At 69.7% G+C, this 19,595-nt stretch carries 15 protein-coding genes; 9 read left to right on the top strand and 6 right to left on the bottom strand.

The features are described 5' to 3' along the window. The first annotated feature begins 323 nt into the window (after positions 1 to 323). The 5 genes from ACZ50K_RS20535 to dxs all read left to right on the top strand — a co-directional run bounded on the left by ACZ50K_RS20535 (position 324) and on the right by dxs (position 7,134). The gene (locus ACZ50K_RS20535) at positions 324 to 1,538 is read left to right on the top strand and encodes an ROK family transcriptional regulator (protein WP_468904872.1); all 1,215 of its coding nucleotides are present in this window, start codon (positions 324 to 326) and stop codon (positions 1,536 to 1,538) included. Between the two features lie 118 nt (positions 1,539 to 1,656). Then, positions 1,657 to 2,772, top strand: coding sequence for a substrate-binding domain-containing protein (locus ACZ50K_RS20530; protein WP_468904870.1), 1,116 nt, complete (start codon positions 1,657 to 1,659; stop codon positions 2,770 to 2,772). Between the two features lie 158 nt (positions 2,773 to 2,930). Next, on the top strand, positions 2,931 to 3,728 hold the full coding sequence (locus ACZ50K_RS20525) for an ATP-binding cassette domain-containing protein (RefSeq protein WP_468904867.1): 798 nt from the start codon (positions 2,931 to 2,933) through the stop codon (positions 3,726 to 3,728). After that, positions 3,718 to 5,007 (top strand): sugar ABC transporter permease, encoded by a 1,290-nt coding sequence (locus tag ACZ50K_RS20520; protein ID WP_468904865.1) that lies wholly within the window; start codon positions 3,718 to 3,720, stop codon positions 5,005 to 5,007. The genes ACZ50K_RS20525 and ACZ50K_RS20520 overlap by 11 nt, the downstream gene beginning before the upstream one ends. A gap of 210 nt (positions 5,008 to 5,217) precedes the next feature. Then, a complete protein-coding gene (gene dxs / locus ACZ50K_RS20515) occupies positions 5,218 to 7,134 on the top strand; it encodes a 1-deoxy-D-xylulose-5-phosphate synthase (protein WP_468904863.1) in 1,917 nt (638 codons plus the stop codon). Between the two features lie 107 nt (positions 7,135 to 7,241). On the opposite strand, the gene ACZ50K_RS20510 is transcribed toward dxs, so the two are convergent. Then, positions 7,242 to 7,598, bottom strand: coding sequence for a hypothetical protein (locus ACZ50K_RS20510; protein WP_468904860.1), 357 nt, complete (start codon positions 7,596 to 7,598; stop codon positions 7,242 to 7,244). Between the two features lie 246 nt (positions 7,599 to 7,844). Here ACZ50K_RS20510 and ACZ50K_RS20505 point away from each other — a divergent pair, with 246 nt between their 5' ends. Then, a complete protein-coding gene (locus tag ACZ50K_RS20505; RefSeq protein WP_468905362.1) occupies positions 7,845 to 9,359 on the top strand; it encodes an amino acid permease in 1,515 nt (504 codons plus the stop codon). Positions 9,360 to 9,461: 102 nt separating this feature from the next. Here ACZ50K_RS20505 and ACZ50K_RS20500 read toward each other — a convergent pair whose 3' ends face one another. After that, positions 9,462 to 10,571, bottom strand: coding sequence for an LCP family protein (locus ACZ50K_RS20500; protein ID WP_468904858.1), 1,110 nt, complete (start codon positions 10,569 to 10,571; stop codon positions 9,462 to 9,464). A gap of 135 nt (positions 10,572 to 10,706) precedes the next feature. Between ACZ50K_RS20500 and ACZ50K_RS20495 the strand changes: the two genes are divergently transcribed. Continuing rightward, on the top strand, positions 10,707 to 11,828 hold the full coding sequence (locus ACZ50K_RS20495) for a PLL family lectin (protein ID WP_468904856.1): 1,122 nt from the start codon (positions 10,707 to 10,709) through the stop codon (positions 11,826 to 11,828). A gap of 46 nt (positions 11,829 to 11,874) precedes the next feature. Here the strand turns inward: ACZ50K_RS20495 and ACZ50K_RS20490 are convergent, their stop codons facing one another. From ACZ50K_RS20490 to ACZ50K_RS20475, 4 genes are read right to left on the bottom strand one after another with little or no spacing between them, the layout of a single operon-like run. Continuing rightward, positions 11,875 to 12,999 (bottom strand): hypothetical protein, encoded by a 1,125-nt coding sequence (locus tag ACZ50K_RS20490; RefSeq protein ID WP_468904853.1) that lies wholly within the window; start codon positions 12,997 to 12,999, stop codon positions 11,875 to 11,877. Between the two features lie 10 nt (positions 13,000 to 13,009). Next, positions 13,010 to 13,912 carry an N-acetylneuraminate synthase family protein gene (locus tag ACZ50K_RS20485; protein WP_468904851.1) on the bottom strand — a complete coding sequence of 301 codons (903 nt, stop codon included), beginning with the start codon at positions 13,910 to 13,912 and terminating at the stop codon, positions 13,010 to 13,012. A 3-nt stretch (positions 13,913 to 13,915) separates the two neighbouring features. Continuing rightward, on the bottom strand, positions 13,916 to 15,121 hold the full coding sequence (locus tag ACZ50K_RS20480; protein ID WP_468904849.1) for a cytidylyltransferase domain-containing protein: 1,206 nt from the start codon (positions 15,119 to 15,121) through the stop codon (positions 13,916 to 13,918). 53 nt (positions 15,122 to 15,174) lie between these two features. Then, positions 15,175 to 16,383: a DUF6716 putative glycosyltransferase gene (locus tag ACZ50K_RS20475; protein ID WP_468904847.1), complete on the bottom strand. Its 1,209-nt coding sequence runs from the start codon at positions 16,381 to 16,383 to the stop codon at positions 15,175 to 15,177. A 424-nt stretch (positions 16,384 to 16,807) separates the two neighbouring features. Here ACZ50K_RS20475 and ACZ50K_RS20470 point away from each other — a divergent pair, with 424 nt between their 5' ends. Both ACZ50K_RS20470 and ACZ50K_RS20465 read left to right on the top strand, forming a co-directional pair. Continuing rightward, on the top strand, positions 16,808 to 17,782 hold the full coding sequence (locus tag ACZ50K_RS20470) for a glycosyltransferase family 2 protein (RefSeq protein WP_468904844.1): 975 nt from the start codon (positions 16,808 to 16,810) through the stop codon (positions 17,780 to 17,782). Further along, positions 17,782 to 19,509 (top strand): polysialyltransferase family glycosyltransferase, encoded by a 1,728-nt coding sequence (locus ACZ50K_RS20465; RefSeq protein WP_468904842.1) that lies wholly within the window; start codon positions 17,782 to 17,784, stop codon positions 19,507 to 19,509. Before ACZ50K_RS20470 ends, ACZ50K_RS20465 begins: the two co-directional genes overlap by 1 nt. Positions 19,510 to 19,595 lie beyond the last annotated feature (86 nt).

Below are 19,595 nucleotides of genomic sequence, written 5' to 3'. Positions count from 1 at the left end.
CATGCGGAACGGCATGCGGGAAGTGAAGGGGAGGGGCCGGCCCGGATCAGGCGGCGGGCACGCGGCGGAGACTTCGATCGGGACTCATCCCGAACACCTCCTCGCCTCGTGCGGTCATCTGGGGCGCCCGGTCCGGCCGGAAGGCCGCAGAACACCGGCGCCTCACCGACCGTAACACGGCGGGAGCGTGCCCTTCTCTCGTACTTTTGGCCCTGCCTGCCCCACGGTGGCCGTTTCGTGCTGTCGCGACCTCTTGACCTTTGGACGGCCGAAGGCTCGACTTAGGGTTCACAAGTTGGAGAGATGGCAGGAGTGGATCAGACGTGGAGACTCCGGGTTCGCAGTCGTCCTTGCACCGCGCGAATCTCGAACGGGTCGTGCGGGCCGTCCGGCTCGCCGGTTCGCTGACCCAGGCGGAGATCGCCCGTACCACCGGACTGTCGGCGGCGACGGTCTCCAACATCGTCCGGGAGCTGAAGGACGCCGGGACCGTGGAGGTCACCCCGACCTCGGCCGGCGGCCGGCGGGCGCGCAGCGTCTCGCTCAGCGGGGACGCGGGGATCGTGATCGGCGTGGACTTCGGCCACACCCATCTAAGGGTGGCGGTGGGCAACCTGGCCCACCAGGTGCTGGCCGAGGAGTCCGAGCCGCTGGACGTGGACGCCTCCTGGGTGGACGGGTTCGACCGGGCCGAGCACCTGGTCGGGCGGCTGATCGAGAGCGTGGGCACGGTCCGCGAGAAGGTGATCGGGGTGGGGCTGGGCGTGCCCGGCCCGATCGACGTGGAGTCCGGCACCCTCGGTTCCACCGCGATCCTGCCGGGCTGGGCCGGGATCAACCCCCGGGACGAGCTCTCGCGCCGGCTGGGGGTGCCGGTGTACGTGGACAACGACGCCAACCTCGGGGCCCTGGGCGAGCTGGTCTGGGGGAGCGGCCGGGGGGTGAAGGACCTGGCCTACATCAAGGTGGCCAGCGGTGTCGGCGCCGGACTGGTGATCAACGGCCAGATCTACCGCGGGCCGGGCGGCACGGCCGGGGAGATCGGGCACATCACCCTGGACGAGTCGGGTCCGGTCTGCCGCTGCGGGAACCGCGGCTGTCTGGAGACCTTCGCGGCGGCCCGCTACGTGCTGCCGCTGCTGCAGGGCAGCCACGGGCCCGAACTCACCATGGAGCGGGTGGTGGAGCTGGCCCGGGCGGGTGACCCGGGCTGCCGCCGGGTGATCACCGATGTGGGCCGGCACGTGGGCAGCGGGGTGGCCAGCCTGTGCAACCTGCTGAACCCCAGCCGGGTGGTGCTCGGCGGCTCGCTGGCGGACGCCGGTGAACTCGTGCTGGCTCCCATCCGTGAATCCGTGGGGAGGTACGCGATCCCCAGCGCGGCCCGGCAGTTGTCGGTGCTGACCGGTTCGCTCGGCGGGCGGGCGGAGGTGCTGGGGGCGCTGGCCCTGGTGCTGAGTGAAATGGGCGATTCGACGCTTTTGCTGGGTCAGGGCGGCGCCCTGTCGGCCCCTCAGGTCTTGTCTTCAGTTAGATAACGGATGGCACCGTTGTCATCTCGTTAAGGATTCACTCCTTGACGGCAAACTCGCGGCCGGGGTTGACTCACATCCACCTCGGCCGCAGTGTTGCGGCCTCGTCAGGGAGGTTCAAGTAATGAACACGCGTATGCGCAGAGCCGCCGTTGCCGCCGCCGCCACCGCGATGGCCGTCTCGCTCGCCGCCTGTGGGAGCGCCAAGGAGTCCGGCGAGAAGACGAAGGACTCCGCCGCCCCGGTGGTGGGGAACGCGGTCAAGGTCGGTCTGCTCCTGCCGGAGAACCAGACCGCGCGCTACGAGAAGTTCGACAAGCCGCTGATCGAGAAGACCGTCAAGGAGCTCACCGGCGGCAAGGGCGAGGTGGTCTACGCCAACGCCAAGCAGGACGCGACCACGCAGAACTCGCAGGTCGACACGATGATCACCAACAAGGTGAACGTGCTGATCCTCGACGCGGTGGACTCCAAGGCCATCGCCGGCGCGGTCAAGCGGGCCAAGGACGCCGGCATCCCGGTCGTCGCCTACGACCGCCTGGCCGAGGGCCCGATCGACGCCTACACCTCCTTCGACAACGAAGAGGTCGGCAAGGTCCAGGGCAAGGCCCTGCTGGAGGCCCTGGGCGACAAGGCCAAGTCCGGCCAGATCGTCATGATGAACGGCTCGGTCACCGACCCGAACGCCGCGCTGTTCAAGAAGGGCGCGCACTCCCAGCTCGACGGCAACGTGACCGTCGGCAAGGAGTACGACACCAAGGAGTGGAAGCCCGAGAACGCCAACACCAACATGGCGGCGGCCATCTCGGCCCTCGGCAAGGACAAGATCGTCGGCGTCTACTCCGCCAACGACGGCATGGCCGGCGGCATCATCACCGCCCTCAAGGCGGCCGGCGTCTCCCCGCTGCCCCCGGTGACCGGCCAGGACGCCGAACTCGCCGGTGTCCAGCGGATCGTCGCGGGCGAGCAGTTCATGAGCGTCTACAAGCCGTACGCCCCGGAGGCCGAGGCCGCCGCGAAGCTCGCCGTCGCCCTCGCCAAGAACGAGGAGATCGAGACGATCGCCAAGGGCAAGGTCGACAGCCCCACCACCAAGGGCGTCCCGTCCGTGCTGATCCCCGTGGTCTCGCTGACCAAGGCCAACATCGCCGACACCGTGGTGCGCGACAACGTCTACACGGTGGCCGAGATCTGCACCGACAAGTACAAGGCCGCCTGCGACGCCGCAGGGCTCAAGTAGCCGCACCCCCGGCCGGTACGCACCGGCCGGACCGCCCTCCCCGCCGCGGGAGGGCCCGTATACCTGCCCGGCGCCCCGCCACTCACCACCCCGCCACGGCGGGGCGCCGGGCAGAAACGTAAATGCAAGGCATCCCCGCCGGTCAGGCGGCGAAGGAGATGATTCACGTGTCCGCTGCGCCCGTGCTGGCGTTGCGAGGGGTCTCGAAGCGGTTCGGCGCCGTCCAGGCCCTCACCGACGTAGACCTCGAAGTCCACTCCGGCGAGGTGGTCGCCCTGGTCGGCGACAACGGCGCCGGCAAGTCGACGCTCGTCAAGACGATCGCCGGAGTCCACCCCATCGACGAAGGCACCATCGAATGGGAAGGCCGCCCGGTCTCCATCAGCAAGCCCCACGACGCCCAGAGCCTGGGCATCGCGACGGTCTACCAGGACCTCGCCCTCTGCGACAACATCGACGTGGTCGGCAACCTCTTCCTGGGCCGTGAGCTCAAGCGCCGCGGAGTCCTCGACGAGGTCGAGATGGAGCGCCGCGCCCGCGAGCTCCTGACCACCCTCTCGATCCGCATCCCGAGCGTCCGGATCCCCATCGCCTCGCTCTCCGGCGGTCAGCGCCAGACCGTGGCCATCGCCCGCTCCATGCTGGGCGAGCCCCAGCTCGTCATCCTCGACGAGCCCACCGCGGCCCTCGGCGTCGAGCAGACCGCCCAGGTCCTCGACCTGGTCGAGCGGCTGCGGGAGCGCGGCCACGCGGTGATCCTCATCAGCCACAACATGGCCGATGTGAAGGCCGTCGCCGACAAGGTGGCGGTCCTGCGGCTGGGCCGCAACAACGGTGTCTTCAGCGTCGCCGACACCTCGCAGGAAGAGATCATCTCCGCCATCACGGGCGCCACGGACAACGCCGTGACCCGCCGGGCGGCCCGCACCGGGGAGATTCGCAAGAATGGGCACTGACAACACGGCCAAGCACAAGGCCGCCCCGGTGGTGAACCCCGGCGCGGCCGGCGACGCCATCCCGGCCGTCGACCCCCGCCTGCTGGTCCGCGAGGAGGGCCTGGCCGGCTACCTCGGCGAGTTCAAGCGGAAGATGCGGGCCGGCGACCTGGGCTCGCTCCCGGTGGTCATCGGCCTGGTGGTCATCTGCGCCATCTTCCAGAGCCTGAACTCGAACTTCCTCTCCGCCGAGAACATCAACAACATCGCGGTCACGATGGTCGCCACCGGCATGATGGCCGTCGGCATCATCTTCGTCCTGCTGCTCGGCGAGATCGACCTCTCGGTCGGCTCGGTCAGCGGGGTCTCCGGGGCGATCGTCGCGGTCCTCTCGGTCACCCACGGGGTCAACGAGTGGCTCGCCCTGCTCGCCGCCGTCGCCGGCGGTGCCCTGATCGGCGCGATCCACGGCTTCTTCTTCGCCAAGATCGGCGCCCCGGCCTTCGCGGTCACCCTTTCGGGCCTGCTGTTCTGGTCCGGTTTCATGCTCCAGCTGCTCGGCAGCAACGGCACGATCAACCTCGACTCCGACGGCCTGGTCGGCAAGCTCACCACGTACTACTTCTCGGACGTGGCCGTGGGCTACGGCCTGGCCCTGCTCGCCGTCGGCGGCTACTTCCTGGGCTCCTTCCTGGACGCCCGCCGGCGCGCCGCCGCCGGGGTCCCGGCCCGCCCGCTCGCCGAGATCCTGCTGCGCACCGGGCTGCTCGCGGCCGTGGCCTTCACCGCCGCCGCCGTGTTCAACCAGTACAAGGGCCTGCCGCTGGCGGTGCTGCTCTTCCTGCTGGTCCTGGTCGGCACCGACTTCGGGCTCCGCCGCACCGGCTTCGGCCGCAAGGTGTTCGCCCTCGGCGGCAGCGTGGAGGCCTCCCGCCGGGCCGGCATCAACGTGGACCTGATCCGCATCACGGTCTTCGCCATCGCCGGGACCTTCGCGGCCATCGGCGGCCTGTTCTGGGCCTCCAAGATCGCCGCGGCCAACCAGAGCGCCGGCGCCGGCGACCTGCTGATGAACGTGATCGCGGCGGCCGTCATCGGCGGCACCAGCCTCTTCGGCGGCCGCGGCCGCACCTGGAACGCCCTCCTCGGCGTCATGGTCATCACCGCGATCCAGTACGGCCTGGCCCTGGAGGGCATCGCCACCCCCATCCAGTACATGATCACCGGTGCGGTGCTGCTGGCCACCGTGGTGATCGACTCGGTCACCCGGAAGACCCAGAAGACCGCGGGCCGCGCCTGACGGCCCACCCCCGGCGGGACCCCGTGCCCGGCGCCACCCCGGTGGCGCCGGGCACACCTGTGCGCCCGTACACCCGAACGTGGGGTGTGAGCTCGTGTGGATGTGCACACATATGACAAGAGTGTTGCCTGCTCGGCACCGCCCGATGACGCACCGCGCGAGCGGAACATTAGACTCGACAGACCAGCAAGCAACTGCAAGGAGGCACGGGTGCTGCTGACCCGCATCAAGGGACCGCGAGATCTGGACCGGCTCAGCCCGGAGCAGCTGAACCAGCTGGCCGCAGAGATCAGGTCCTTCCTCGTCGACGCGGTCTCCAAGACCGGCGGGCACCTGGGCCCCAACCTGGGCGTCGTCGAACTGACGATCGCCCTGCACCGGGTCTTCGAATCACCGAAGGACAAGGTGCTCTTCGACACCGGGCACCAGGCCTACGTGCACAAGCTGCTCACCGGCCGCCAGGACTTCACCGGCCTGCGCACCAAGGGCGGCCTCTCCGGCTACCCCTCCCGCGCCGAGTCCGAGCACGACGTGATCGAGAACTCGCACGCCTCCACCGTGCTCGGCTGGGCCGACGGCATCGCCAAGGCCAACCAGGTCCTCGGCCGCGCCGACCACCACGTGGCCGCGGTGATCGGCGACGGCGCCCTGACCGGCGGCATGGCCTGGGAGGCGCTGAACAACATCGCCGCCGCCAAGGACCGCCCCCTGGTCATCGTGGTCAACGACAACGAGCGCTCCTACGGCCCCACCATCGGCGGCCTCGCCGACCACCTGGCCACCCTGCGCACCACCGACGGCTACGAGCGCTTCCTGGCCCGCGGCAAGGACCTCCTGGAGCGCACCCCCGTCGTGGGCAAGCCGCTCTACGAGACCCTGCACGGCGCCAAGAAGGGCCTGAAGGACTTCATCGCCCCGCAGGGCATGTTCGAGGACCTGGGCCTGAAGTACATCGGCCCGATCGACGGACACGACCTGGAGGCCCTGGAGTCCGCCCTGCAGCGGGCCAAGCGCTTCAGCGGACCGGTCATCGTGCACTGCCTCACCCAGAAGGGCCGCGGCTACACCCCGGCCCTGGAGCACGAGGCGGACCGCTTCCACGCCGTCGGGGTGATCCACCCGGACACCGGCCTGCCGGTCAAGACCGCCGCCGCCAGCTGGACCTCCGTCTTCGCCGACGAGATGGTCAAGCTCGGCCACGACCGCCCGGACGTGGTCGGCATCACCGCCGCCATGCTCCACCCGGTCGGCCTCAACAAGTTCGCCGAGGTCTTCCCGGACCGGATCTACGACGTGGGCATCGCCGAACAGCACGGCGCCACCTCCGCGGCCGGCCTGGCCACCGGCGGGGTCCACCCGGTCTTCGCCGTCTACGCCACCTTCCTCAACCGCGCCTTCGACCAGGTCCTGATGGACGTCGCCCTGCACAAGTGCGGGGTCACCTTCGTCCTGGACCGGGCCGGGGTCACCGGCGACGACGGCGCCTCCCACAACGGCATGTGGGACATGTCCATCCTCCAGGTCGTCCCCGGCCTGCGGCTGGCCGCACCGCGCGACGCCGAACAGCTGCGCGCCCAGCTGCGCGAGGCCGTGGAGGTCGAGGACGCGCCCACCGTGGTCCGGTTCTCCAAGGGCGTGGTCGGCCCGGCCGTCCCGGCGGTCGGCCGGATCGGCGGCATGGACCTGCTCCGGGCCCCCGGCCCCGAGGTCCAGCGGCCCGACGTGCTGATCGTCTCGGTCGGCGCGATGGCCCCGATGTGCCTGGAGGTCGCCGACCTCCTCGACAAGCAGGGCATCTCCTCGACCGTGGTCGACCCGCGCTGGGTCAAGCCGGTGGACGAGAGCCTGCCGCCGCTGGCCGAGCGCCACCGGGTGGTCGTCACCGTCGAGGACAACGGCCGGACCGGCGGGGTCGGCTCCGCCGTCGCCCAGGCCCTGCGGGACGCCGGCGTGGACATGCCGCTGCGGGACTTCGGCATCCCGCAGCGCTTCCTCGACCACGCCCTCCGCAAGGAGATCCTGGCCGAGATCGGTCTGACCGCCCCGGACATCGCCCGGCAGGTCACCGGCCTGGTCGCCAAGCTGGACGGCCGCTACGACACCGAGCGCGCCGCCACCGTCGACTAGCCGGCCCGGCCCGGCCGGTTCCGGCACGGCACGGCGCGCGGAAGCAGGGTGGCCCGGCTCCTCCTCGGAGGGGCCGGGCCACCCTGCGTTTCCGTACGTCCGGGCGCTCAGTGGACCACGGTGAAGCTCCGCCACGGCGGGGCGTCCGGAGCCGTCACGTCCGACATGGTGGTGGCCACGTAGGTGCCGTCCTTCGGGGTCACCTTCCGGCAGTCCTCCGTCTGGTACAGCACGATGTCCACCAGGGTGTTGTTCTCCGCGTGGGCGGCCCCGTGCGGCAGGTTGATCCGGTGGCAGCCCTTCACCGAGGTGTTGGTGTAGGTCACCTCCACCGGCGAGTCGTGGGCGCGGAAGCTGAGGGTGCCCACGGTGCTGCGGCCCAGTCCCGAGCAGGCGGTGGCCGTCAGGAGCAGCAGGGCCGACCCGGTGACGATGCCGAGCTTCCGGATCCGGATATGGGACATGGCGAGGTCCTCGTCTGTGCGGTGGTGATGGCGGTGGCGGTGGCGGGTGTGCGGCGGCGGCAGCCTTGCCCGCAGCCTCGCCCGCCGGCGGCCCCCCGGCATCCCCAGCGCGGCCGTGCGGATGACGTCCGGGGGCCGCCGGAGCCTCCTGTTGCACGTCCCCGGGCCAGAGGATCATCCTTGAGGTGATTCGCACGGCCCGTCCGTGCCTCGCCACCTTCCGGAGGTGCGCTGGTGAGCAGGAACATGAACAGCCCCTTCCGCACGAAATCGGTGGAGCAGTCCATCCGTGACACGGAGGAGCCGGAGCACCAGCTCAAGAAGTCGCTGTCGGCCTGGGACCTCACGGTCTTCGGCGTCGGCGTGATCATCGGTACCGGCATCTTCGTGCTCACCGGAAAGGTGGCCAAGGAGACCGCCGGCCCGGCGACCGCGCTGGCCTTCGTCGCCGCCGGCGTGGTGTGCGCGCTGGCCGCCCTCTGCTACGCCGAGTTCGCCTCCACCGTCCCGGTGGCCGGATCGGCGTACACCTTCAGCTACGCCTCCATCGGCGAGCTCCCCGCCTGGATCATCGGCTGGGACCTGGTGCTGGAGTTCGCGCTGGGCACGGCGGTGGTCGCGGTCGGCTGGTCCGGCTACGTCCGCTCGCTGATGGAGAACGCCGGCATCGACCTGCCCGCCGCGCTCCAGGGACCGGACGTGCCCGGCGGCACCTTCGACCTGCTGGCCTTCCTCCTGGTGCTGGTCCTCACGGCGATCCTGGTGGTCGGCGTGAAGCTGTCCGCGCGGATCACCGCGGTGGTGGTGGCCATCAAGGTCACCGTCGTCCTGATCGTGATCGTCGCCGGACTCTTCTTCATCAAGGGCAGCAACTACGAGCCCTTCATCCCGCCCGCGGTGAAGCAGGAGGGCGGCGGCGGCTGGGACGCCCCGCTGGTCCAGCTGCTGTTCGGGTACGAGCCGACCAACTTCGGCATCATGGGCATCTTCACCGCCGCCTCCGTGGTCTTCTTCGCCTTCATCGGCTTCGACGTGGTCGCCACCGCCGCCGAGGAGACCAAGCTGCCGCAGCGCGACATGCCCCGGGGCATCCTGGGCTCCCTGCTGATCTGCACGGTGCTGTACGTGGCGGTGTCCCTGGTGGTCACCGGCATGCAGCACTACTCGGACCTGTCGGTCAGCGCCCCACTGGCGGACGCCTTCGAGGACGCGGGCCATCCGGTCTACGGAGGCATCATCAGCTTCGGCGCGGCCGTCGGCCTCACGACGGTCTGCATGATCCTGCTGCTGGGCCAGACCCGGGTGTTCTTCGCGATGAGCCGCGACGGCCTGCTGCCGCGCTTCTTCTCGGTGACCCACCCGAAGTACAAGACCCCCTACCGGCCCACCATCCTGCTCGGCGTGGTCATCGCGATCGTCGCCGGGTTCACCAGCATCAACGAGCTGGCCACCCTGGTGAACATCGGCACCCTGTTCGCCTTCGTGGTGGTCGCCATGGGCGTCATCATCCTCCGCCGCACCCGCCCCGACCTGCACCGGGCCTTCCGCACCCCCTGGGTGCCGGTGGTGCCGATCCTCTCGATCGCCGCCTCGCTCTGGCTGATGCTCAACCTGCCCTCCGAGACCTGGTTCCGCTTCGCGGTCTGGATGCTCATCGGCATCGGCGTCTACTACCTCTACGGCCGCCGCCACAGCCGCCTCGGCCTGGGCCTGGAAGGCCCCCGCGGCGAACCGTCCGCCCCCACCCCCCGAGACCACTGACGGGCCCGGACCGGCCCGATCGGCCCCGTACGCAACACGGCCGCGCTCCCGGGATCGGGGCGCGGCCGTGGTGCGCGTGGTGGCCGGAGGGGCCGGGAGGGGTCAGCTGCCGCCCTTGGCGGGGGACTTCTTCGCCGAGGCGGGGATCTTCCGGTCGTTGCGCAGGGCTTCCCACAGCTGGGTGGACTGGGGCTCCGCCGCGATCACCCGGTTCGGGTCGATCTTGTCGTAGGCCACCGGCAGCATGATGGTCTCCATCGTGGAGGGGTCCACGCCGTTCATGCTCTTGGCGAAGTCCTGGAGCTTCATCAGGGAGCCGAGGCCGGAGTCGGTGGTGAGCGACTTGGTGCCGGCGTCGGCGAGCTTGTACAGGCGGGCCGGGTTGCCGAGGGCGTCCTGCTTCTTGATCTCCGTGAGCATGGAGGTCATGAAGATCTGCTGGAGGCCGATGCGGCCGAGGTCGCTGCCGTCGCCGTAGCCGTAGCGGGTCCGGACGAACTTGAGGGACTCGGTGCCGTCCAGCCGGTGGGTGCCGGCGTCGAGCTTGAGCCCGCTCTTCTTGCCGTTGATCGGCTGGTCGATGGTGACGGTGACCCCGCCCAGGGCGTCGACCAGGCCCTTGAAGCCGGCGAAGTCCACCTCGACGAAGTGGTCCACCCGGACCCCGGACATCTGCTCCACCGTCTTGACCACGCAGGCCGGCCCGGCCAGCGTGTAGACGCTGTTCATCATGGCCCGCTTCTGCCCGGGGATGGTGCCGCCGTCCTCGCCCTTGCAGTCGGGCCGGGTGATCAGGGTGTCGCGGGGGATGCTGATCGCGGTGGCCTTCTTGGCGCCCTCGGGTATGTGCATCAGCATCGTGGTGTCGGAGCGGGCGCCGGCGACCTTGCTGCCGCCGTCCAGCTCGGAGTTCTCGCCGGCCCGTGAGTCGGAGCCGATGACCAGGATGTTCTGCGCGCCCGCCACCAGCTTCTGCGGCCGGTTGTCACCGATGGCCTGGTCCAGGTCCACGCTCTGGATGTTGCCGTTGAGGTGGCTGTACATCCACCAGGCGCCGCCGCCCAGGGCGACCAGGAGCACGGCGAACGTGATCAGCAGCACCCGGCGGATGCGCTGGCCACGGGTGCGGACGCGGCGGCGGCTGCTGCTGCTCCGGCGCCGCGCGGCGCGGCCGCCGGGCGGTGTCGTCGTACCTGAACTGTCTGCAGTCATTACCGGGGACCGGCCCTTCCGCACTGATGAGAGAAGTCACGCGGCCTATAACATAAACGCACTCTTGAGCGAGTTGTTGGCCGGGGTATGCTCACTCCGTTCGAATGATGGATGTGGGAAGGCTGCTTTCGGTTCATGGCTACGCGATCCGCGCGCAGGTCTCCCAAGCAGACGGCCCGCGCCCACAGTTACGAGGACGAGGAGTTCGGCGCCCCGGCGGCCCTGGGCCCCGTCTCGGGAGGCTGGCTGCTCACCGGCAAGGACGGCCGGCTCACGGCCTACGCCAAGGGGCACGGCGGTCTGCTGCGCTGGACCGAGGCGGTCCCCGGCGGTCCCGAGTGGATCGGCCCCGACTTCTTCCCCACCCCCGACCTCGCGGACCTCGCGGTGGGTCAGGGACGGGACGGCTACGCCCATTTCGTCGGCCGCCGCACGGTCAAGGCGGACGGCAAGGAGACCGTCACCTACCACCACGCGGTGCAGTACCAGACGGCCCGCCCCCTGGGTTCCTGGGCCTCGCTCGGAACGGTCTACCGCAATCCGGACATGTCCCACCGGGGCGGCCCGCCGAACCTGGGCGTGGACGCCCAGGGCAGCCTGCACGTCTTCGTCCGCAACGCGGGCCGGGGGGTGCACGTCCGCCGGCAGGGCAAGAACGGCAAATGGGGCGGCTGGGACGACATCAACGGCAGCAAGACCCTGGGCGGGTTCGCGGCGGCCGGCGGTTCCGAGGGCCGGCTGACCCTGATGGCCCCGGGCGAGAACGCCGTGACCATCTGGGCGCAGCCCAAGCCCGGCGAGGGCATCAAGAAGACCGAGGAGGTGCCCTACCTCGCCCAGGACGGCTCCGGCTGCGTGGTCGAGACCGCCCCGGACCGGTTCACCTACTTCTGGCACGCCCTCGACGGCACCGGGGTCTTCGCCTACCGCCCCGGCGTCGGGGTGATGGGGCTGGGCGGCTCTCCCGCGCACGGCGCGGTGGCCGGCACCCGGGCCTTCGTGGACGGCTACGACTGCACGATCCTGGCCTACCGGGGTCTGAACGGCCGCACCGCGCTGGCCGCCTACCCCACCGAGAACGAGGCGGCCGGCCTCTGGTGGACCGAGACCGGCGAGGAGTGCATAGGCACCCCGGCCCTCTCGGTGGACGCGCAGGGCCGCATCGTCATCGCCTCGATCAGCGCGGCGGGGGAGCTGCTGGTGACCCGGCAGAAGGACAACATGGGCCTGGCGCTGGGCCGCTGGATGCGTTTCTGACCTCGTACGGCCGGGCCCGAGGGCCGCGGTCCGGCCCCCGCGAAGCCTAGAAGGGCTCGTGGGTGCCGTACGGGCTGTGCTGGCCGGGGATCCCGGGCAGGCCCCGCTGTCCGTACGGCGGGGACGGCGGCTGCACCCCGGACCGCGACTGGGGCGGGATGCGGGACAGACCGTGCCGGTCCACCGCCAGGGTGGAGATCTTCCGGAGGAAGTCCACCGAGCGGGCGGCCGTGCCCTCGGTGATCCACGCGTCGTCGATCTCGCAGAGCTCGACCCGGACCGGGGAGTTCCGCAGCACGATCGGCAGCGTGTAGGCGATGGTGGAGGCGAAGGTCAGGACGGTGTGCCCGATGGGCTCCACCCGGGCCATGACCTCCATGGGGAGTTCGGGGTGGAGGATCTCCATCCCGGTGGCGGAGGATATCTCCCGGAGCTTCTCCGGGCTCTCCCGGCGGTGGGCCAGATAGCGCCAGGCGCCGCGGGAGCGGGCGATGTAGGTGATCGCCTCCAGATAGCGCCGCTGGTCGATGATGCCGGTCTCCACCAGCGAGGTGCCGGCCAGATCGGCTCCGCCGCGCACCTGCACCGGGCCGAAGGTGTCCCGGATCCACCGGTACTCGTTGGGGATGACCACCGCGCCGGGCGGCGGGGTCACCGGCATGCAGGTGAAGAAGGCGAACCGCTCCAGGGTGTCCCGGGCCAGCCAGCGGCCCACCGAACTGCCCTTGCCCTCGTTCTTCCTGCTGTTCTCGCCCTGGTGCCAGCGGCTCAGGTTCTGGCCCTGGGTGAGCAGGGCCACCAGTTCGGTGGTGGCGGTGCCGTCGTCGACCACCACGACCTCGCGGGCCTTGGAGAACGGCAGCAGGGCCTGCACCGTACGGGAGAACAGGTCGCCGATGACCAGGCGTTCGGCGTCGGACACCGAACGGCCGAGCCGGAGCAGGGTGCGGGCCCGGCTCAGCGAGCCGGACCGCACCTCGTAGCGCCGCCAGACCAGCCGGGCCTGGGACGCGAACTTGCACAGCCGCCGGACCTGTTCACGCGAGTGACGGTCGGTGGGCTGCAGGATGGCGATGCTGAGAGTGGACGCCTCGCCCGGGTGGACATGCGCCCACTCCAGAACGTTCAGCAGTTGAGCAGGGCTCTCCACCAGGGCGAGGGTCTCAGTCATCGACGTTTCGTCACTTACCCGCGACGACGCCCTGCACGCGGCGGAGCTTCTTCATCGGGCCGAGCTCGGACTCGTAGACCTTCTTGACGCCGTCGCCCTTGGCCTCCTCGATCACGCGGATGTCGCGGACGAGGCGCTGCAGGCCGCCCGGCTCCACGGACGCGGCCTGGTCCGAGCCCCACATGGCGCGGTCCAGGGTGATGTGGCGCTCGACCACGGTGGCGCCCATGGCGACCGCGGCGACCGTGGTCTGCAGGCCGATCTCGTGGCCCGAGTAACCGATCGGGATGTTCGGGTACGCGGCCTCCAGCGCGTGGATCACGCGGAGGTTGAGCTCCTCGGTCACCGCCGGGTAGGTGGAGGTGGCGTGCAGCAGGATGGTGTTCTCGCTGCCCAGGACCTCGACCGCGTGGCGGATCTGCTCCGGGGTGGACATGCCGGTGGAGAGGATGATCGGCTTGCCGGTCGCGCGCAGCGCGATCAGCAGCTCGTCGTCCGTCAGGGAGGCCGAGGCCACCTTGTGGCACGGGACGTCGAACTTCTCCAGGAAGGTGACGGCCTCGGTGTCCCACGGGGAGGCGAACCAGGCGATGCCGCGCTTCTTGGCGTGCTCGTCGATGGCGCGGTACTCGTCCTCGCCGAACTCCACCTTGTGGCGGTAGTCGATGTAGGTCATGCGACCCCAGGGGGTGTCGCGCTCGATGTCCCACTGGTCGCGCGGAGTGCAGATCTCCGGGGTGCGCTTCTGGAACTTCACTGCGTCGCAGCCTGCCTCGGCGGCGGCATCTATCAGGGCGATGGCGTTGGCCAGGTCGCCGTTGTGGTTGATGCCGATCTCACCGATGACGTAGGTGGGCAGCCCCGGGCCCACCTGCTTGTTGCCGACCTGGCGGATGCGGTTGCTGGTCACCACTGTTCAGAGTTCCTTTCCAAGGATCCATTCGGCGATTTCTCGCACGGCGCCGTGCCCTCCATGGGCAGACGTGACAGAACGAGCCCGTTCACGGACCCCGCGGTGGGCGTCGCCCACCGCCACGGGCCATCCGACGAGCTCGAAGCAGGGGAGGTCGTTCACGTCGTTTCCGACGTAGAGGATGCGGTCGGGATCGATCCCGGCACCGCTGAACCACTTGGCGAGCTCGACGTCCTTGGTCTCCACACCGTGGACGACCTCGACCTTGAGCTTGCGCGCCCGGGCGGCCACCACCGGGTTGGTCTCGCTGGACAGGATGAACACCGGGATGCCGGCCTTGCGGAGCCGGGCGATGCCCATGCCGTCGCCGCGGTGGGCGGCCACCATCTCGCGGCCGGTCTCGTCGATCCAGACGCGGTCGTCGGTCTGGGTGCCGTCGAAGTCGAGGACCACGGCGTCGATGTCCGCGCGGCCGGGCAGCGCTGCCCGGTCCAGCAGCGGGGCGAGCGCGCGGGCCCGGTCGAGGTCGCCGGGCTCGTCGATCTCGATGGCCCGCTCGGGGGCGGTCGGGACCAGCTGGGTGCGGCCGAAGAAGCGGTGCCCGTGCTCGCGGAAGCCGTCGGCGCGCATCGCGTAGACGGTGCCGGTCTCCAGGTACTCGGGGTGCCGGTCCTGGCGGCGCTGGCGGACGGCCTTGTCGTGGTTGACGCCGCCGGCACCGTGCCCGGCGGGCGCGCCGTCCGGGTCGGTGCGCCAGACGAAACCGTGGAAGGGCACGGCGGTGAAGGCGGAGTCGGCCCCGTCGCGGGTGATGGCGAGGACCGTCTCGTCCACCTCCTCGGTGGTGATGAAGGGGCTGGTGCACTGGACGAAGACGAGGACGCCGACCGGCTCCCCGTGCTTCTCCTCCAGCGCGTCCAGCGCGTGCAGCAGCGCGGACTCGCTGGAGGACTGGTCGGCGGCCAGTTCGGCCGGACGGTCCACCACCTCGGCGCCGGCGGCGCGGGCCGCCTCGGCGATGACCGGGTCGTCCGTGCTGACCACGGTCCGGGTGACGTGCTCGGCGGCCAGGCAGGCGCGCACGGCACGGGCGATCAGCGGGATCCCGCCGATCGGCGTGACGTTCTTGCCCGGTATGCCCTTGGATCCGCCGCGCGCGGGGATGACAGCGGTGACGGCGGACGAGGCCTGCCGGACGGCCGAGTTCACAAAGGTCTCCCAGGAAGGTGGAACGGAGGTGGAGCGGACGGACTCGGGCACGACTACACGCCGCCCCACTGCTGGATCTTCGGGGCCACCCGCTGGACGCCGAACTGATAGGCGCCCTTCATGACCCGCCGTGAAGTACGGCGCATCGCACTGCTGGAGCGGGGTCCCGGGAGATGGCCCGGAGAACCGTCGAGATTCAGCCCGCGGCGGCCGAGCAGCGTGCCCACGTATTCGGGCGCGCTGTCGGCGGTGTAGTAGGGGGTGATGGGCGGCAGTGCCTGACCGCGCAACTCCGCGACCCGGGCCCGGAGTTCCCCGAACGGGTCCTTGGCCCGGATGCCCTGGTCATGGGTCCAGGATTCATGGGCCATAGGGGCGGCACCGTCGTCCAGTGCGGTCCAGTCGGTGACGCAGCCGGAACCGACGAAATAGTGGTTCCCGTGGATCTCGCGGACACCGAGATCGGCCAGGATCGCCGTCGGCATTCCGCGGTGCATGGATTCCAGGGCGGCCGTGGAACTCACCGTCACCAGAAGGTCGGTGCGGTCCAGGGTGTCCGACATGTTTCCGTACACGAAATGCAGGTTGGGCGGCAGAGTCTCTTCCATCTCTTCCGCGAGGACCTGGTAGTGGTGCGTTTCCACATGGGTGGTCGCTTCGCCCGGTTTGCTGCGGAGTTTGATGAGGACGTCGCGCCCCGGACGCATTCGGGCGTGTTCGATCGCGCGGCGCAGCATATAGGTGCGGCCTTTTCGATCTTCCGGTACCGAGGGCTGCACCGCGAAACACAGGGTGTAGGGGTGCCGGGCATTGGTCCGGTTCAGGTCGTACGGCCGGTGGTCCAGGAACGGCAGCGCGGTCTGCACGATGCTCGAACCGGGAATGCCCAGCGGAATGTACGTCTCACGGAATCGCCGTGCGTCATAAGGGCTGTTGGCCAGCACGATATCGGCGCCGCCGCGCAGCAGCAGTCCGTCGGTGACCTTCTCGTAGACGACCCCGACATAACCGGTCATCAGGACGGGGCGGTTCCATTGCCCCTGGAACCGGTACGAAAGCGCGTGCAAAGCGGCATGGGTCGCTCCGCCCACGGTGCCCAGGATGATCACGTCGGCGGAGTCCAGCTCCGGCGCCGAGGCGAACTCGGGGAGCGTGGACTCGGAGATGGAGGCGGGCGTGATCCCCACCTCGGCGAGCTGGCGGGCCGTGGGGGTGCTGCGCCCCCGGAGCATGTGCGCGTGCACCTCGCCGTGCGGGTCCATGCCGACGGCCAGGCCCGCGCCCCATTTCCAACGGGTGTCGGAGTCGGCGAGTACGTGGATGCGCACTGTGACTCCTGGTCGGTCGGGGAAAGCGGACGGAGGGCTTCGGCATCAGTGTGTGCGAAACCTGTCGATCCGCCCCCAACTGCCTCCGGCCGATGCGCTTCGCGCTGTGGTCTGGACCGGATTGCCCCGCAGTCCGGTTCACTCTACATCCTCACCTGATCCCTACAAGTCACGGAAAGGCTTCGATCTTGGTGAGGAGTTGTACGTCACACGTCGGCGTTTCGGAGGGGGTTCCGGACGGTTCTGTCATCATGTTCGAGTGGCTTACGTGTACGTAGGCTTGACGTGTGTCCGGTGACCGCGCCGGCGCAGTCCCAACGGGGGTGCGGTTGTGAATGGAAGAGGGTGAGTGTTTCCGATGGTGACACTGTCGGTCATCGTTGCGATGTGCAATGTCCGTGACTACTGCCGGACGGCGCTGAAGTCCCTCGCGTTGAATGCGCGTGAGGATTTCGAGTTCATCATCATCGATGACTGCTCCACTGACGGAACATCAGAGATCCTGAGGGAGATGGTCCCGTCCATTCCGGGGGCGATTCTGATCCAGAATCCTGAGAACAAGGGCATTTCGGCCACTCGGAACATCGGTCTCACGGCGGCGCGGGGGCGCTACTTCACCTTCCTCGACGGTGACGACTGGTACGGCCCGGGGTACCTCTCCGAGCTCGTGGGGTGGATGAGCGGATCGGGCGCCGATTTCCTCCGGACCGGGCACGTCCGGGTCTACGGGAGAAAGCGCAAGATCGTCCTGGCGCCGGTCTCCCCGCGTGCCGTGCGGCTGGATCCCTGCGACTACATCGGGCCGGTGGAGGCCTCGTCCTTCATGGACTACCCGCAGTCCTGGGCCGGCATATACAACCGGGAACGACTGGCCGAGGTGGGGGCCCTGTTCTTCGACGAGCGGCTGCGCACCGCCGAGGACCGTCCGTGGTTCTGGAAGCTGCACCTCCGGACCGCCTCCTTCGGTGCGGTGGATCTGCACGGGGTGTTCTACCGGCGTGATGTCTCCACCTCCCTCACCAAGGTCGGCGACGAACGCCAGCTCGACTTCCTTCCGGCCTTCCGGATGATTTTCGACGAACTGTCCCGGCATCCGCGTGGATACGAACTCTCGTTCAAGGCGATGCGCACCCTGTGCGCCCTCATCTGCATTCACGTGGACCGGTCGGACACTTACGAGGAGTACAGCCGTGGCCTCCTCTTCCAGCGCAGTTCCCAAATCCTGCGCGACCTCCCCCAGGACATCCTGGAGGGGACGTTCGCCGGTATGGACGGCGCTCGTGTGACCAAGCTGAGAAACCTGATGACCCAGCATGTGGGTGTTGCCGCGTAATGACTCAGATATTTGCCGCTTCAACCTTGTACGGGGCGATGACGGTGGCCGCGGCCATCGACGCCGGACAGTTCGGCCCGCCGGGTGCGCGTGAGCGCATCCTGCTGGTGTGCAACAACGTGGAGATTCCGGAAGTAGCGACTCCGCTCCACCATATGCACGGCGCCCGCTCCGTGGTCTCGCGGTTCACCCGGGTCGTCTACTGGAACGACTTCATCAAGCCGTTCCACCCGGCCATGTGGGCCCCCCGGGACGAGGACTGCCAGCTCTGGCGGACCCTGTTCGCCGGCAAGCTCGGGCTGGTCCCCGGCCCGCTGGAGCTCGTCGTGGAGTCCATCCAGGTCAAGCCGGCCCAGACGCTCTGCAAGATCTTCCCGGACGCCACCGTCACGGTCTACGCGGACGGGGTGATGAGTTACGGACCCACCCGGAACGACCTGAACCGGGACATCCACGCCCGAATCTCCCGGGTGTTGTACCTCGACCTCATCCCGATGCTGCTGCCGATGCTCCTCACCGAGTACGGCATCGGCTCCCAGGCGGTGGACACCAACGCGGTCCGCCGGCTGATGAGCGAGGTCACCCAGGAGTGCCGCCCGCTGCTGGAGTCGGCGATCCCGCAGTCCATCGCCCAGCGCGGCCCGCAGACCGCCGTGCTGCTCGGCCAGTACCTCTCCGCCCTCAACATCCTCACCGAGGAGGAGGAGGAGCAGCTGCACCTGCGGATGTTCGAGGCCGCCGTCCGCCTCGGCTACAGCTCCATCATCTTCAAGCCGCACCCCAGCGCCCCGTCCAACCTGGCGGACATGCTCTCGCTCGCCGCCCAGCAGGCCGGGGTGGGCTTCCTGGTGCTGGACGCCCCGGTGCTCGCCGAGACGGTCTTCGAGTACCTCCGCCCGCACTGCGTCATCGGCTGCTTCTCCACCGGCCTGTTCACCGCCCGGGCCCTCTACGGGATCTCGGTCGGCCAGGTCGGCGCCCTGGAGGTCATCGAGCGGATGCGGCCGTACGAGAACAGCAACCGCATCCCGGTGACCATCACCCACGCGCTGCTGCCGGACCTGGAGTCCCCCGAGGCGGGCTCCGCCGACCGGATCCTCGACGCGGACTTCGTGATGGGCGAACTGGCCTCCTACGTGGCGGCCGTCAGCTTCTGCATGCAGTCCAAGCGGTACAAGTTCCTGCGGCCGACCGCCGAGGCCTATCTGACCGCGGCCACCGAGCAGTGGCCCTACCGGCCCGAGCTGAACATGCACTTCGGCGACCGCACCCGGGAGCGCCTGGAACTGCCCGGCCCGAAGATCAAGAAGAAGCGCGGGCCCGAGCGCGGCCAGGGCGGCAGCCGCCCCAAGGTCAACGACTTCTCGCACGCCGGGTTCGCCTCGCTGCTGGAGGCCGGGGACGACGAGGGGGCGCTGGAGGTCGGCAACCGGCTGCTGTCCGAGCGCGAGAACCTGGACGTGCTGATCGGGCTGGCCCAGGTGCTGATCCGGCTCGGCGACCAGGACACCGCCGAGGAGCACCTGCGCAAGGCCATGGCGATGGCGGCCGGCAACGACCGGGCGCTGGTCTGGCTCCGGATCGGCGAGACCGCCGCCCGGATGGGCAAGCGGGGCGCGGACCTGCGGACCGCGGCCGGCCGGGAGGCCCTGCGCATCAACCCGAACTCGCCCGCCGCCGAGCGGCTGGTCAAGGGCGGCGGCGCCAAGCGGTTCCGCCGCCGCTGACCGCCCGGCCGGCCCACCGGCCGGCCCGGCCCGCCCGGCGGCCCCGGACCCGCGAAAGCCCCTCCGCACCCGGTGCGGAGGGGCTT

The sequence above is a fragment of the Streptomyces sp. NPDC033845 genome (genome assembly GCF_055576225.1).
This window is presented reverse-complemented; position numbering and strand designations above follow the sequence as displayed.

Coding starts and splice junctions, on each gene's coding strand:
- ACZ50K_RS20510 (WP_468904860.1), bottom strand. CDS start 7,598: ATGTCCCATATCCGGATCCGGAAGCTCGGCATCGTCACCGGGTCGGCC.
- ACZ50K_RS20490 (WP_468904853.1), bottom strand. CDS start 12,999: ATGACTGAGACCCTCGCCCTGGTGGAGAGCCCTGCTCAACTGCTGAAC.
- ACZ50K_RS20465 (WP_468904842.1), top strand. CDS start 17,782: ATGACTCAGATATTTGCCGCTTCAACCTTGTACGGGGCGATGACGGTG.
- ACZ50K_RS20520 (WP_468904865.1), top strand. CDS start 3,718: ATGGGCACTGACAACACGGCCAAGCACAAGGCCGCCCCGGTGGTGAAC.
- ACZ50K_RS20495 (WP_468904856.1), top strand. CDS start 10,707: ATGGCTACGCGATCCGCGCGCAGGTCTCCCAAGCAGACGGCCCGCGCC.
- ACZ50K_RS20530 (WP_468904870.1), top strand. CDS start 1,657: ATGAACACGCGTATGCGCAGAGCCGCCGTTGCCGCCGCCGCCACCGCG.
- ACZ50K_RS20470 (WP_468904844.1), top strand. CDS start 16,808: ATGGTGACACTGTCGGTCATCGTTGCGATGTGCAATGTCCGTGACTAC.
- ACZ50K_RS20505 (WP_468905362.1), top strand. CDS start 7,845: ATGAACAGCCCCTTCCGCACGAAATCGGTGGAGCAGTCCATCCGTGAC.
- ACZ50K_RS20475 (WP_468904847.1), bottom strand. CDS start 16,383: ATGGACCCGCACGGCGAGGTGCACGCGCACATGCTCCGGGGGCGCAGC.
- ACZ50K_RS20500 (WP_468904858.1), bottom strand. CDS start 10,571: ATGACTGCAGACAGTTCAGGTACGACGACACCGCCCGGCGGCCGCGCC.
- ACZ50K_RS20525 (WP_468904867.1), top strand. CDS start 2,931: ATGATTCACGTGTCCGCTGCGCCCGTGCTGGCGTTGCGAGGGGTCTCG.